Source organism: Tamlana crocina, assembly GCF_012037625.1.
In genome coordinates, this window is sequence record NZ_JAAVJS010000082.1 from 1 (window position 1) to 634 (window position 634).

General features: G+C 30.9%; 1 protein-coding gene. It reads right to left on the reverse strand.

Going from position 1 to position 634, the window contains the following annotated elements:
• Positions 1-36 precede the first annotated feature (36 nt).
• On the reverse strand, positions 37-634 hold a 598-nt coding region (locus HC176_RS15715), incomplete at its 5' end, for a hypothetical protein (RefSeq protein WP_167919932.1).

Below are 634 nucleotides of genomic sequence, written 5' to 3' on the forward strand. Positions count from 1 at the left end.
GGTTTACCATACAATCATTACAATTTTTAGTGAAACTTATTTTATTGCTTTTTTTATGGTTTTAAAATCTTTGACATCTATTTTTTTGTCTTTAAAGCTTGGCCTTCCGAAAAATAAAATTTTTCCAGTTTCGGTATCAAAGAAACTATTAAAATAAATGGCGTTTAACGTTGTACCTGTTATATTATCTTGATACGTTTTTAGCATACCGTTATCGTGTCTAGAGCCATCAATCACACCTCCTGCCGAAGACCTTCTTAATGGTCTCGGCGCAGAAACTACTTTCTTCATAACAAAGGTATTAGCTTGCCTGTTTGTTATAGCTTCATCAATCTCCTCTTTACTGACAATTTTATAATCATAGTCATATAGATTATTTATTTCTTCATTTAAGGCTTTGGTAATTAAAACTTCATCTAACAAAAGTGTTTTTTTACTAACTACCTCTAAAGGAATTTGTTTAAACAGCGCATTTCTTCGCTTTTTAAGTGCTTGTTTATCCATAGCAATTGCATCATTTAAATCGTTGTGCAAAATTGTTAAGTAAAAAAACAAGTCGGCATAGGTGTATTTATTATTTTCAGTATACATGGTAGTATAGTGTGGAGAAACTCTTTTGTCTGTATGACCAACT